The organism is Aromatoleum evansii (assembly GCF_012910805.1).
In the GTDB taxonomy this organism is placed as follows: Bacteria; Pseudomonadota; Gammaproteobacteria; order Burkholderiales; family Rhodocyclaceae; genus Aromatoleum; species Aromatoleum evansii.
This window is the reverse complement of record NZ_WTVK01000098.1, coordinates 1-11,663: the sequence shown is the minus strand read 5'-3', so window position 1 is coordinate 11,663 and position 11,663 is coordinate 1. Positions and strand designations below refer to the sequence as shown.

The following is an 11,663-nucleotide window of genomic DNA, read 5'->3' as shown; positions in this document are numbered from 1 at the left end:
CGCGCTCACGCTACCCGAGCTTCAGGCTTCCGTTGATCTGGCGACCACCGTTGGGCGTGCCGAACTGATCAGGTGGTGGATGAGCAAGGGGCGGACGTTAGACGGCTTCGTGGATCTGGTCGCCCCCAGGATGTATGCCGAGGCATCGCCGTTGGTCGAGCAGGATCAGCCGCTGGTGATCACACGCGGCCTGCATGCGCTGGCACTCGCACTGCCCGAGCTTCAGGCTTTCCTTGATCTGGCCACCAACGCTGGCCGTGCGGAGTTGATCCGTTGGTGGATGTGCAGTGGGCGGACGTTGGACGCCTTCACCGATCTGGTCACCCCCGGAATGTGTGCCGAGGCGTCACCCTTGGTCGAGCAGGATCAGCCGCTGGTGATTACACGCGGCTTGCATGCGTTGGCGCTCGCACTGCCCGAACTTCAGGCTTCCATTGATTTGGCTAACGCCGCTGGGCGCACCGGGCTGATCGGGTGGTGGATGTGCCATGGTCTGAACAATCCGGTATATGCGGGGCTCGGGGGGAACGACGACTGGAGTGCCCTCTCTCCCATGTCATGTGATCCACCTTTGATAACGAGGGGGCTTCATGCGTTGTGGATTAGTCGGGAGGATCTTCAGCGGACGTTCGATATCTCCGAGGTTGGGGGGCGGCGGCGGCTTGCTGATTGGTATCGTGAATATGGAGAAGGCGTGCTTGATCAGCCGCCACGAGCACAAATCCCATTGATGGATAGGGTGGATTCGGATACCAACACGTTGTGCTTGTCCGGACAGTATTTGAACACCGGGGTGAATATTCTCGGATACGGGAGGGGGGAGTTCGGAATAGGCGAAGATGTACGGATGGCATTCACTGCCTGTGAAGTTGCCGGTATCGATGCGTGTGTACCTCGGCTGCCGCTCAGGATCGGTGCTCGGCAAAATGATCTCAGTGTGGTGAATGCCGAGACTGATGTGCCAATTTATAACACTAACTTGATTTGCCTGCCTTTTTTTGAAACTCTGCGATTGCTCGGGAAAACCCGGGAGACCATATTGGATCGCAGGTATAACATCGCCTTTTGGCAGTGGGAGTTGCCGAACTTCCCGCACTCAATGAAGTGTGTGCTCGATGTGGCCGATGAGATCTGGGCCTCGTCGGCGTTTACCGCTTCAGCCATGTGTGCCGCGACCACTAAGCCCGTATTTCAGATGCCGATGGTAGTCCGTCTTCCTGTGGGACTCAGCCAATGGACGAGGAAGGATTTTGGGTTGCCGGAGGACCACTTTGTCTTCCTGACGGTTCTGGATGGCAACTCCAGTCTGAAACGCAAGAATCCGCTGGCGGTGGTTCGGGCGTTCACAGCCGCCTTCCCGAAAAGCAAGCACGTGCGCCTGTTAGTCAAGGCCATGAATGTGAACGAAGCTCAGTCGGACTGGCTAGGCGTTGTCGAGCATGCGGCCAGGGATGAGCGAATCAGTCTGGTTGTCGAGACCATGACAAAGGACAAACTGCTGGGCCTGCAATCGGTGTGTGACTGCTTTGTCTCACTGCATCGTTCGGAAGGTTTTGGCCGAAACATCGCCGAAGCAATGCTATTGGGCAAGCCGGTCATCGTGTCGGATTATTCCGGAAACAGGGATTTCACGACCGAGAAGACGGCCTTCCTTGTGCAGGGGCGGACGATACCTCTTGCGCAAGGGGATTATGCCTTCGGTGAAGGGCAGGTTTGGTTTGATCCCGATGTAGGAGCCGCTGCCGAGGCATTCCACAGATGTCTTGACCAGGCGGAGTCCCGTAATTCGATCGCCTCGGCGGGCAGGGCGTTCGTTCATGCGCGATATTCTCCGGAGGCTGTCGGCGCTGCGTATGCGCAACGACTTGCGCATGTGAGCGCCTCGTAAGGCGATATGCCGGGTCACGCCCTCGTGCCTTCACCGGTAACCAGGGGGCGGGACGCAGCTTCGTTTTCCGGTCGTCCGGCTGGAGAAGGCAACTGAATACTTGGTTATTTGAATGAAAAAGCTGACTGTCCTGATAACAACCTATCACGAGGCGTTCGTGGTGCGAGGCGGGGGGGAGTATGAACTTCTTTCCATCGCGGATGGCTTGCGGCAGTGCGGGATCATTGCGGACATCTATGGGCCGTACTCCCGGCCTCTCGAATTCTACGATGTTGTCCTGCATTTCTCCGTGCATGGCGGTGGCTTGTCTCTTTTGCGTCAGATAAAGCAGGCGGGAAAACCGGTGGTGCTGTGGCCGAATCTTTGGGCCGACGGGCTCGATGACGCGGCCGTCAACGCGATTCGGGAGCATGTTGCGCTGGCGGACTATGTGACATTCAAGTCCGGTGCCGAGATGCGGAATTTCCTGTCGCTGGTTGACGTTCCGGAAGCCCGGATCGTCAAGTGCAAGGCCGTGGCGGATATGAGCCATCTGAAGCCGGTGCCGCGTGCTCTTTTTCCGGAGTTGTACGGGGTGCGGGATTACGCACTCTGGATCGGTCTGATCGAGCCGCGCAAGAACCAGCGCTCCATTATTGACCCGTTGCGGCAAAGAGGCATTCCGCTTGTGCTTGTAGGCAAGTATCGTGATCGGGCGTACTACGAAAGCTGCCGGAAGGCCGGGGGCAGCGATGTGATGTTCATTGACAGCCTGCCGCAGCGTTCCGAAATCCTGCGTTCGGCGTTCCAGAATGCGCTCTTCTACGCGGAATTGTCGCTTGAACCCGCGGGGCTTTCGGCGCTGGACGCAGGGTTGTCGGGTTGTCGCCTGCTGCTCAGCGATTCCGAGTGGTCGCGTGAGCATTTCCTGGAGCATGCCGAGTACGTGGATCCGCGTGCGGCCGATGACATCGCTGCCGGCATTGACAGGGTGTTGGGGCGCTCGGCACGCAATGCAGCGTTGTCGTCTCATGTGTCCGAATATTGTTTCCCGAATGCCATGGTGCCACTCGTTAATGTCCTGAGAAGGGCTGCCGAATGATCGTATATCTGGTCAGGCACGGGCTATCGAAGGCCAATGTGGCGCGACTCGTGACAGGGACGCCGGCGGACGGGCTTGTCGATGAAGGGCGTCGTCAAGCCGATGCGCTGGGGGGGTGGTTGCGTGGTGCCGGGGTCGTGCCCGACCGCTATCTGGTCAGTCACTGGGGGCGCGCCCGGCAAACCGCCGATTTGCTTTATCCAGGCGCGCCATGGGTCGTTGACGAGCGTCTCGGCGAGACGGACGCCGGATCTGCCGCCGACATGTCGCTTGAATCGTTCCTGGAGTCATGGCCGGATTTCTACGGATCTAATCTCAACTGCTATCCGGCGGGGGAGTCACATCAGAACCTGCACGAGCGGGTTGCGAACGCCTGGGCAGATATTCGGAGGAGCGACGCAAATGTCGTTCTCGCGGTCACGCATTCTGGTCCGATCAGTTGTCTGCTACAGCAGATGCTTGGTGTAGGGATGGATCGGTTTCCGGCCTTCCTGCCGTCCCATGCCAGTGTTTCCATTCTTGAGTCACGGGTGCCCTCGGGGAGCGGAAATCCGTCCTTCCGACTGAGAGGGTTTTCGGCCGGTCCTGTGCCTTTTGTGCCAACTTCGGCGGCGGCGCTCAGATGAAGAACCAAGACCAGTGCCGCGTGCTCGTGCTGCACAGGGAGTCCCTCGTGGCGCCCGGGGCGCCATCTCTTTCTGTTTCCGCCAGGTTGACGGAAGCGCTGGACTATCTCGGCAGCGAGTCCGGACTGGAGCATTGTTCCGTATCCGAAAGCGATGCCTGTATTGAACGTGCAGTGGCATGGTGTGACGTCATGCTGCTTAGCAAGCATCGGTCGGCGAGAACCCTGTATTTGGTTCGTCTGGCCCGCCGGCTTGGCAAGGGAGTCATTTACGACATCGACGACTGGATATTCTCCTTCCCGAGCTATAGCGGAGGTGCCGCCTGTGCCGCGGATAACCACTCGATCGAGATAATCAGGCTGTGTGATTTTGTGACCGTCGCAAACCGAGAGTTGATGCGACGCGTTCCACTGGTCGTGCCTGACGCGAAGCTCGTGTATCTCCCGAACGGCATGTGGGTGGAGCGTTATGGGCGACGTGCTGATGGGCGTGGGTCGAGTGAATGCTCAGGAAGAGTTCTATTTACCAATGCCGATTTTCTGAAGGTTCAGGAGTCCAAGGAGGCAATCCTCAGTGCGCTGAACGTATTCTTCATGCGTCATCCGGGGTGCGTGCTGGATTTTTTCGGTGATCCCTTTCCGGAAATGTTTTCACTGCCGTTTCTGCATTTCACTAACAGAATGCCCTATCAGGAGTACATGAGGGCGATTGTGTCCGGTGACTACATGTTCGCCATTACGCCGCTCGGCGCCGCAGAGGATGCAGAGTCCGCGGACTTCAATGCGTGCAAGAACCCATTCAAGTACATCAATTACGGGGTGGCACGGATACCCGGAATTTACTCGTCGGCGAAGATCTATCGGGATTGTGTAATCCCCGGAAGGACCGGGCTGCTTGTCGAGAACACCTTCGAGGACTGGCTGAATGCCATGGAGGAGTATGCGGTTTCAAGCTCCTTGCGGAAGACGGTTAGCGATGAGGCCTATGAGCATGTCTTGCGTGAGTTTCATGTGAGAGACGGCGCTCGTGTCCTGTCCCGGCTGTTGCAGCAACTGGCCAGTGGGTGCGACATCCTTGCCGCACAGCTCACTTCGGATCTGGATGGCGTTCGCTAGACGCTTTTCTTTCTCTAGTGTGCCGTGTCCCTTAATGTGTACTGCAGGTGTGTCAGTTGGGTTCTCGGGTGATGTCGAAAGTCTGCTTTCTGCGCTTTCGCATGAGCATGCAGAGATTGCGGTATCCGGGGGCGCTTCCCTTGAAACATGACTGAAAATTTGTTTTGGAGCAGCCGTTGAACATCGTTTTCAATACCTACCCATTTGCATTCGCTCCCCCGGGGGGCGGGGAAGTCCAGCTGCTGCACTACAGACACCATCTGGAAGCCGCTGGGATCGACGTTGCGCTGTTCGATCTGTGGCAAGGGGGGGAGCAACTGGTGAAGGATGCCGTCATGCATTTCTTCTCATGCATGCCAGGCTCTCTCCCATTCCTGAGTTTCTGCGCCCGCAGAGGAATACCGATCGTCGTTTCGCCTAACCTCTGGATTACCGAAGAAACGATGCATCAGTACCCGGTGGACGACATTCGCGGGGCACTGACCATTGCTGATGCCGTTGTCTGCAATTCCGACTTGGAGTGCGAGCAGCTTTCCCGCACGTTTGGATTGAGACGAGGGAAGTTCTACACTGTATATAACGGTGTGGACGCGACGTACTTCATCCCGGTTGCCCCGGCTATCTTTCGTCAAGCGTTCGGCTTAAAAGGGAAGTTCGTACTGAATGTTGCGAACATCGAGCGGCGGAAGAACCAGTTGGCACTTGTCCGCGCGATGAAGAGTTTCCCGGATTTGAGGCTCGTGGTTCTTGGTCACGTAAGAGACCAGGCTTACGCCGATCAGTGTGCAAGCGAGGGCGGTGAACAATGGCTGCACGCTGGCAGTCTGCCACATGGCTCGGAATTGCTACGTTCGGCCTTTGCTGCGTGCGAGTTGTTTGCGCTGCCCAGCACGCTTGAAACACCTGGATTGGCTGCGCTGGAGGCCGCCGCGTGCGGGCGTCCCGTGGTGGTCACGGCGGAAGGCTCCACTTCGGAGTATTTCGGGCAGGGCGCGATCTACGCCGATCCTGACCGGGTCGACAGCATCGTTCAGGCCATCGATGCGGCTCTCGTTTCCCCGCCTCCTTCGATGCAGAGCAGCGTCGAAACCGCATTCGCGTGGCAACACGTTATCAAGCGGCTGATCCCGGTCTACGAAAGCGTATTGGCGCAGAAGAACGAGAAAGCAACTTATTTCGCCAGTCGGAAGATCAGCGGTGAAGGCTTCAACGCTCCGGAGCTTGATGACGAGGGGTGCTTTGTCTGGAGCCGGCGGGAGTCGACTCTGGTGGTCAATGAAGGGCTTGTTGCGTGGCGCTGGTGGGCCCCGTCGGATATCGAAGTGGATATTTTTCTCGACGGCGAGCTGTTTAGAGAGGCGGTCCGCGTGAGTACTCAGTGGGATTCCTATTCGCTGGAACTGCCACCCCGCATTGACGGAGCGAAACGGGAACTTTGCATTCGGGTGCGTGGCGATGTAGTCGTCCAGGGGGAGCGGGAACTTGGAGTGATGTTTCGTGACCTGTTCTGGCTGGACGGGGCATTGACGTCGGCCGAGGAGCGTGATGCGTAGTGTTTGGCGCGGGGGCCGGCCCCGGAGGGCGCAGGCGTTGCGGGGGACGGCCTTCATCCGGCAGAGCGTGGTGAGCGGGGCTGGTTCCTCCGGAGTGCCTCGAGGTTTTCATTGCGGCTGCGTGGCTCTCGCGTCGAGGTCGATGGTTTTGTGGCTCGAAGATGCAAGCGGGTGATCAAGTCCTGCTGTAGCGCTGAACTGCTGTTTTCTACCGAATTGGATGTGGGCAATTCGGGGCTCGGGTCTTCGTTGCTGACCCAGGTGCAGGATGCCTGGACTCGCCTGTGCTGTCTGGTACAAGCGCACGATGCGGCTGGCCAATCGGACCCGCGGCATCTTGGTTTGGCCATCAGGTGGATACGTGGTGTTTGAAGACTAGAATCAGGTGTATGAGATGAGAATTGTGTTGGATCTTCAGGGGGCGCAAACGGGGAGCCGGTTCCGTGGTATTGGACGGTATTCCATGGCACTCGCGAAGGCGTTGATCAGAAACGGTAAGGAGCACGAGTTTTTTGTTGTTCTGAATGGACTGTTTCCGGAAACCTTAGGTTCGATTCGTGCGGAATTGGAAGGGCTTGTCCCGTTCGATAACATCAGGGTCTGGGACGCCGCAGGGCCGGTCCATGCCATGGATCCGGCAAATGACTGGCGGAGGTTTGCTGCCGAGCTGACGCGGGAGGCATTCATACAGAGTCTGAATCCCGATTTCGTTCACATCAGCAGTCTCATGGAGGGGTTCGGGGATAATGGCGTGCATAGTATTGGCCGCGCGCCGCATCCGTTTCCGGTCGCTGTCACTTTCTACGATCTGATTCCATTGATCCAGAAGAGTGTTTACCTGGATTTGGATCCTGCGTTTCGCAAGCCGTATTACGAAAAGCTGGACTACATGGAGAAGGCCGATCTGCTTTTCGCAATTTCGGAGTCGTCCAGGCAGGAGGCCATCGAACACCTCCATGCATTTCCAGAGGATGTAATCAATATCGGCGCTGCAGTGGACGACGTGTTTCGTCGTGTCCCGGTGTCTGAAGAGACGCGCCGGGCCGTGCTGGAGAAATACGGCGTAGGCAGGGAATTCATCATGTATTCCGGCGCAACCGACGATCGCAAAAACCACCTTGGCCTGATAGAGGCGTATTCTCTTCTGCCCTCGGAGATGCGGAGAAAGTACCAGCTTGTTCTCGTGGGAGGTTTGCCGCGAGATCATAAGGAGAAATTCCGGGCGTTCTCGCGTCAGAAGTTGGGAGATGAAGATGATGTAGTGATTACTGACCGCGTGACTGACGAAGAGCTCGTGATCTTCTATAACCTCTGCGCTTTGTATGTCTTTCCGTCGTGGCACGAGGGGTTTGGTCTGCCTGCGCTCGAAGCTCTTGCTTGTGGAGCTCCGGTCATTGGTTCGAACAATACGAGCATCCCCGAAGTTCTGGGACGGCAGGATGTGCTGTTTGATCCATTCAGCCCCCTAGCCATTGCGACCAAGATCGAGGAGGTTATCAACACTCCCGATCTGCTGCTGGACTTACGGGCGCATGGGCCGGTTCAGGCTCGCAAATTCTCGTGGGACGTGTCGGCAAGAAGGGCGTTGGAGGGCATGGAGGCGTGGCATCGGTGCAGTGAGGGATACTCGTCGCGAATCAACAGGTTTGTCGGGACCGAGTTCCCCCCCAAATGGCTGTTCCCCAAAATCGAACGGTTGCCCGGGATTGAAGGGAACGAATGGTGCCTCGACATTCTGCGAGATCGGGTGGCGCATAGCCGCTCTCGTTTTCCTCGGGCCCTGTTCGTGGACGTTTCAGAACTTGTTCAGCGGGACGGAAAGTCGGGCATACAGCGGGTCGTTCGAAGCATTTTGAAGGCATTGTTTAAGAAACCGCCGGAAGGGTTCATAGTCAAGCCAGTTTACGCAACAACTGATTGCCAGGGATACCGGTATGCGACTGAAATCTGGCGGCGGTATTGTCCGGAGGAGCTCGCCAAGGAGGGTTACATCGATTTCTGCTCGAGCGATGTGTTTTTCGGTCTGGACATGCAACATCATGTAATCCCGTATCAGTCCGAGTTCTACGAAGCCTTGCGTAAATTCGGCGTTCGGGTCTATTTCATGATCCACGATCTTCTTCCGGTCTTGTCGCCGGAGTTTTTCCCTCCGGCGACGTATGAAGATCATCGCCGATGGCTGAAGGTGCTTTCCGAATCGGCTGACGGACTGGTTTGTGTTTCCAGAACGGTTTCGGAGGAGCTGAAAGCCTGGTTGCAGGAGAATCCGCCGGCACGTGCCGAGCGCCTATTGATTGGTTGGTCCCACAATGGCGCGGATATCGAGCAGTCCGTACCTACTTTTGGTCTTCCGGACGATGCCGGACAGGTTCTTGAGGCGATCGGGGGGGCAATGAGCTTCTTGTCGGTGAGCACGATAGAGCCCAGAAAGGGACATGCCCAGATTCTGGACGCCGCAGATCTTCTGTGGGAGGCTGGTGAGAATGTGTGTCTGGTATTTGTCGGGAAGCAGGGCTGGAACGTCGAGGCACTCGCCGAGCGGATCAAGAGCCACCGGCACTTCGGCAAGCGTCTGTTCTGGTTGAACGGCGTCAGTGACGAATATCTGGCTCAGGTGTATCGGAGTTCGAAGTGCTTGCTTGGCGCTTCTCTGGGCGAAGGCTTCGGCTTGCCGATAGTCGAGGCCGCGATCAATCGCATCCCGATGATCGTTCGTGATATCCCCGTTCATCGGGAGGTGGCCGGCCATGGCGCGCGCTATTTCTCCGGGCTTGAAGGCCGTGATCTGGCTGCAGTAATGAGGAAATGGATTGCAGACTATCGATCCAACGTTGTTTTGAGGCCCGATGGAGTGAAGGTGATCGACTGGCAGCGGAGCACGGAGAACTTGTTGAAAGTTATCCTGGGCGGTGAGTGGTCGGATTCAATTTGATGGTTATTTGAGGAAAAAGAGAATGAAAGCTGTGGTAACGGGGATTACTGGCCAGGATGGAGCCTATCTTGCTGAGCTCCTGCTGCAGAAGGGGTACAAGGTCTATGGCACCTTCCGTCGTACGAGTTCGGTTAATTTCTGGCGTATCGAGGAACTCGGCATCCAGAATCACCCCGATCTGCACCTGGTGGAGTATGACCTCACTGATCTGTCCTCCAGCATCCGCCTGCTGCAGACCAGCGGCGCGACCGAGGTCTATAACCTCGCTGCCCAGAGTTTCGTGGGGGTGTCTTTCGAGCAGCCGATCACCACCGGGGAGATAACCGGTCTGGGCGCCGCAAACCTGCTTGAGGCGATCCGTATCGTCAATCCGAAGATCCGCTTCTACCAGGCATCCACTTCCGAAATGTTCGGCAAGGTGCAGGCGATTCCCCAGACGGAGACCACCCCCTTCTACCCGCGTAGCCCCTACGGCGTGGCCAAGCTCTACGCACACTGGATGACGGTGAACTACCGCGAGAGCTACGGGATCTTCGGCACCAGCGGCATCCTGTTCAACCACGAATCGCCGCTGCGCGGCCGCGAGTTCCTTACGCGCAAGGTGTCGGACAGCGTCGCCAAGATCAAGCTGGGCAAGTTGGATGTACTCGAACTCGGCAACCTGGACGCCAAGCGGGACTGGGGCTACGCAAAGGAGTACGTGGACGGCATGTGGCGGATGATGCAGGCCGACAAACCCGATACTTATGTGCTGGCGACGAACCGGACCGAAACCGTGCGTGACTTCGTGACCATGGCGGGAAAGGCCGTGGGTTACGACCTGCGGTGGGAAGGGAAAGAGGAGAATGAGGTTGGTATCGACCGCATCTCTGGCCGGACGCTGGTTCGCGTGAATCCTAAGTTCTACCGCCCGGCCGAGGTCGATCTGCTGATTGGCAACGCCGAGAAGGCTAGGGTCGATCTCGGCTGGGAACCGAAGACGTCCCTAGAGCAACTCTGCCAGATGATGGTGGAGGCGGATGTCCTGCGTAACGAGCGAGGCTGCTCGTTCTGAGCGGGGGTGAGATGAGACGCGTGCTGATAACGGGCATCAAGGGCTTCACTGGTCGGTATGTTGCTGCCGAGCTTGAGCGGCACGGGTGGGACGTGTGTGGCATCGGTTCGCATGACGAAGTGGGCGATGGCCGGTATCGGCGCGTTGATCTCTTGGATTCGGCGGGGTTGCGCACTGTGATCGCAGAGGTTCAGCCCGATGCTGTCGTACATCTGGCTGCGATTGCGTTTGTTGGGCATGGCGATGCGGATGCTTTCTACACGGTGAACCTCATCGGCACGCGCAACCTGCTCGCCGCGTTGGCTGCATGTGCCAAGACGCCGGAATGTGTGCTGTTGGCGAGCAGTGCCAATGTGTACGGCAACGCCATTGAAGGCGTACTCGGCGAGGGGGTTCCTCCCAATCCGGCCAACGATTATGCGGTTAGCAAGCTGGCCATGGAGTACATGGCCCGACTCTGGGCGGACAAATTGCCGATCGTGATCGCCCGGCCGTTCAACTACACCGGCTTGGGGCAGTCGGAATCCTTCCTGTTGCCGAAGATCGTTAGCCACTTCCGCCGCGGTGAGGAGATAATGGAGCTTGGCAATCTGGATGTGTGGCGAGATTTTTCCGATGTGCGGGCGGTAGCCGAGGCGTACCGTCGGCTGTTGGAGGCCTGTCCAGCGGGAGCAACGGTCAATGTGTGTTCCGGCCAGACCCATTCTCTGCGTGAAGTGGTCTCAATGGCGGAAGGGATTTGCGGGCGTTCGATTCGCGTGCAAGTGAATCCGGCGTTTGTTCGCGCCAACGAGGTAAAGAGCCTGTGCGGCGACCCATCCAGACTGCGGTCCATCATCGGCGACTGGGTGACGCCATCCTTGGAAGAGACGCTTAGCTGGATGTTGGAGCAGTGACTTGCCCATGCCGATTGTTTTAGGTCGCATTTGCACGGGACGCATCGCGAAGATTGCGGCGTTAGGCGGGAAGCAGTCGCTTTTTCCCGGAACGATCGAGCCAAGTAAGAGCTTCCGGGGGGGTGAATAATGACGTCACCCTCTTTACGCGTTCTTCACGTCTATCGGACCTATTTTCCCGACCCACCGGGCGGGCTGCAGGAGGCCATTAGGCAGGTCTGTGGAGCAACCCGGCCGTTCGGTATCGAGAACACGATCTTCACCTTGTCGACCAGATCGAAGCCTTCGGTGCTGCGGCGGCAGGAGGCGAGGGTCGTCCGGTGCCGCTCTTGGACGGCTCCGGCATCCTGCGATATCGGTGGCCCGGCGGCGTTCATGCGGTTTCGGGAATTGGCCACCGGAGTTCGACAGTTCAGCCCGAAAAATGACGATTTTGGCGAAGTCGCCTCAGTATTCATGCGGGTTTCAGGCCGATTTTTCTAAAACTCGTGTGGTGGCACGTTTGTAACAAGCAACGT

Annotated in this window: 8 protein-coding genes; all 8 read left to right on the top strand. The window is 57.7% G+C overall.

The window, feature by feature from the left end:
- On the top strand, positions 1-1,888 hold a 1,888-nt coding region (locus tag GO615_RS26290; protein ID WP_169132821.1), incomplete at its 5' end, for a glycosyltransferase family 4 protein.
- Positions 1,889-2,000: 112 nt separating this feature from the next.
- A complete protein-coding gene (locus tag GO615_RS26285) occupies positions 2,001-2,969 on the top strand; it encodes a glycosyltransferase family protein (RefSeq protein WP_169132820.1) in 969 nt (322 codons plus the stop codon).
- A complete protein-coding gene (locus GO615_RS26280; RefSeq protein ID WP_169132819.1) occupies positions 2,966-3,595 on the top strand; it encodes a histidine phosphatase family protein in 630 nt (209 codons plus the stop codon). Before GO615_RS26285 ends, GO615_RS26280 begins: the two co-directional genes overlap by 4 nt.
- Positions 3,592-4,710: a glycosyltransferase family protein gene (locus GO615_RS26275; protein ID WP_169132818.1), complete on the top strand. Its 1,119-nt coding sequence runs from the start codon at positions 3,592-3,594 to the stop codon at positions 4,708-4,710. Before GO615_RS26280 ends, GO615_RS26275 begins: the two co-directional genes overlap by 4 nt.
- 176 nt (positions 4,711-4,886) lie before the next feature.
- Positions 4,887-6,263: a glycosyltransferase family 4 protein gene (locus GO615_RS26270; RefSeq protein ID WP_169132817.1), complete on the top strand. Its 1,377-nt coding sequence runs from the start codon at positions 4,887-4,889 to the stop codon at positions 6,261-6,263.
- A 394-nt stretch (positions 6,264-6,657) separates the two neighbouring features.
- Entirely contained in the window at positions 6,658-9,195 is a 2,538-nt protein-coding gene (locus tag GO615_RS26265; RefSeq protein WP_281358757.1) for a glycosyltransferase family 4 protein, read from the top strand.
- A gap of 22 nt (positions 9,196-9,217) precedes the next feature.
- Complete coding sequence (gmd, locus tag GO615_RS26260; protein ID WP_169132815.1) at positions 9,218-10,249, top strand: GDP-mannose 4,6-dehydratase; 1,032 nt, start codon at positions 9,218-9,220, stop codon at positions 10,247-10,249.
- Between the two features lie 11 nt (positions 10,250-10,260).
- Positions 10,261-11,145 carry a GDP-mannose 4,6-dehydratase gene (locus tag GO615_RS26255; protein WP_169132814.1) on the top strand — a complete coding sequence of 295 codons (885 nt, stop codon included), beginning with the start codon at positions 10,261-10,263 and terminating at the stop codon, positions 11,143-11,145.
- The last annotated feature ends 518 nt before the right edge of the window (positions 11,146-11,663 follow it).

Excerpts from the sequence above, each read along its gene's own strand:
- GO615_RS26280 (WP_169132819.1), top strand. The coding sequence starts at position 2,966 with ATGATCGTATATCTGGTCAGGCACGGGCTATCGAAGGCCAATGTGGCG.
- GO615_RS26275 (WP_169132818.1), top strand. The coding sequence starts at position 3,592 with ATGAAGAACCAAGACCAGTGCCGCGTGCTCGTGCTGCACAGGGAGTCC.
- GO615_RS26285 (WP_169132820.1), top strand. The coding sequence starts at position 2,001 with ATGAAAAAGCTGACTGTCCTGATAACAACCTATCACGAGGCGTTCGTG.
- GO615_RS26265 (WP_281358757.1), top strand. The coding sequence starts at position 6,658 with ATGAGAATTGTGTTGGATCTTCAGGGGGCGCAAACGGGGAGCCGGTTC.
- gmd (WP_169132815.1), top strand. The coding sequence starts at position 9,218 with ATGAAAGCTGTGGTAACGGGGATTACTGGCCAGGATGGAGCCTATCTT.
- GO615_RS26255 (WP_169132814.1), top strand. The coding sequence starts at position 10,261 with ATGAGACGCGTGCTGATAACGGGCATCAAGGGCTTCACTGGTCGGTAT.